This window comes from Neobacillus paridis, assembly GCF_016765675.1.
Classification (GTDB): domain Bacteria; phylum Bacillota; class Bacilli; order Bacillales; family Cytobacillaceae; genus Neobacillus; species Neobacillus paridis.
In genome coordinates, this window is sequence record NZ_JAESWB010000344.1 from 1 (window position 1) to 1,538 (window position 1,538).

General features: G+C 61.2%; 3 protein-coding genes. All 3 read right to left on the minus strand.

Annotation, left to right across the window (positions count from 1 at the left end; genetic code table 11):
- A partial coding sequence (locus JK635_RS29130; RefSeq protein ID WP_202655780.1) for an IS66 family transposase occupies nucleotides 1-700 on the minus strand: 700 nt, incomplete at its 3' end.
- Nucleotides 701-729: 29 nt separating this feature from the next.
- Nucleotides 730-1,077, minus strand: a complete 348-nt coding sequence (tnpB, locus tag JK635_RS29135; RefSeq protein ID WP_194715806.1) for an IS66 family insertion sequence element accessory protein TnpB — start codon at nucleotides 1,075-1,077, stop codon at nucleotides 730-732.
- A partial coding sequence (gene tnpA, locus JK635_RS29140) for an IS66-like element accessory protein TnpA (RefSeq protein ID WP_235888272.1) occupies nucleotides 1,074-1,538 on the minus strand: 465 nt, incomplete at its 5' end. The genes tnpB and tnpA, both read right to left, overlap by 4 nt.

Below are 1,538 nucleotides of genomic sequence, written 5' to 3' on the forward strand. Positions count from 1 at the left end.
ACTGTCGATATAGAGGTTGATGGTCAGCGAATTTCGATACCAGGATATGGGCCAGCAGGCCAGGTGCGGCGATGCCGCGCTCAATTGGCCGGCTGGGTGCTGGGGCCTGAACGATGACGTCGCAACAGGCACAAGCCTTCTTGCGCCGGATATGGCGGATCACCTTGAATGCCGCATCGATGAGATCGAGCTGCTCGGACACGTCCTCTCCCAGCGGCTTGAGCCTGCCGCCGCAGGAGGGGCAGTCTTGTTCCTCTGGTTCCAGCACACGGTCTTCGCGTGGCAGATGCGCCGGCAGCGGTTGGCGCGCGGGTCTTGGCGTGGTCAGTGTTGGCGCCGATACGGCCGCGTCAACCGGATGCTCGCCTTCTTCGGCCAGCAGATCTTCCAGGCGCGTTTCCAGTTGCTCGATTTGCCGGTCGAGCTTCTCGGACTTGCGGCCGAACTGCATGCGTCGCAGCTTGGCCAATTGCAGCNGCTCGATTTGCCGGTCGAGCTTCTCGGACTTGCGGCCGAACTGCATGCGTCGCAGCTTGGCCAATTGCAGCTTGAGCTGTTCGATCTCCAGCGAGCGCACGTTGAGCGCCTGCTCCAGTGTCGATACCGTGTCCCGTAACTGCTGCAGCTCGTCGTCGCGGTGACGCAGCAATGCCTTCAAGGCTTCGATATCGTCCGGCAGGGTGTCAGGGGCGGCTGGCATGCGCGCAGTTTACGCGCCCCCGGATAGGTTTACAACACCGACAAAGGCGGCCAAGTGCGTTCCGGCTGCTTCCAATTGATCCCTTCCAGCAGCATCGACAGCTGGGCAGCCGTCAAATGCACCTTGCCGCTGTCGGCCTGCGGCCAGACGAAACGACCACGCTCGAGCCGTTTCGCCAGCAGGCATAGGCCGTCGCCGGTAGACCAGAGCACCTTGATGACATTGCCGCGTCGACCGCGGAAGACGAAGACGTGACCGCTGAACGGATCCTCCTCCAGTGCTGCTTGCACCTTGGCTGCGAGACCGTTGAAACCAGCCCGCATGTCCGTTACTCCAGCGGCAATCCAGATGCGCGTACCCGCCGGCAGGCCCATCATGGACGCAAACTCTGCAACACAGTGCGCAAGATCGCCGGATCCACCATCCCATCCACACGCACCAACACGCTGCCCAGGCGGATTTCGATGACGCCGCGCGCAACGGGCGCCTCTGCAGCAGACGATGCTGGCCCGGGCAGCGAAGCCGGCGCCTGGACTTCTGCCCTCGAAGATGCCCTGTCAGACTCCACAATGGTCACTGGCAGTAATGTCGGTTGTTCGATGCACCTCTTCTCTGGCATGCCACGGCTGTACTGCTTACGCCATTTGAACAGCAGGTTCGCGTTGATGCCATGTTCCATGGCGATCCCGGCAATGGATCTTCCTGGCAAACAAGCGGCAACCACTGCCTTCTTGAAATCGACCGGGTAATTCGGCCGCCCCTTCCTGCTGCCTACTCTGTTGACTGACTCCAAAGTGATCTCCACTACTATTTGACGCACACTACTTTGGCCACTGCC

What these genes read in the sequence shown, in the direction of transcription:
- tnpB (WP_194715806.1), bottom strand. Translation starts at nt 1,077, where the DNA reads ATGATGGGCCTGCCGGCGGGTACGCGCATCTGGATTGCCGCTGGAGTA.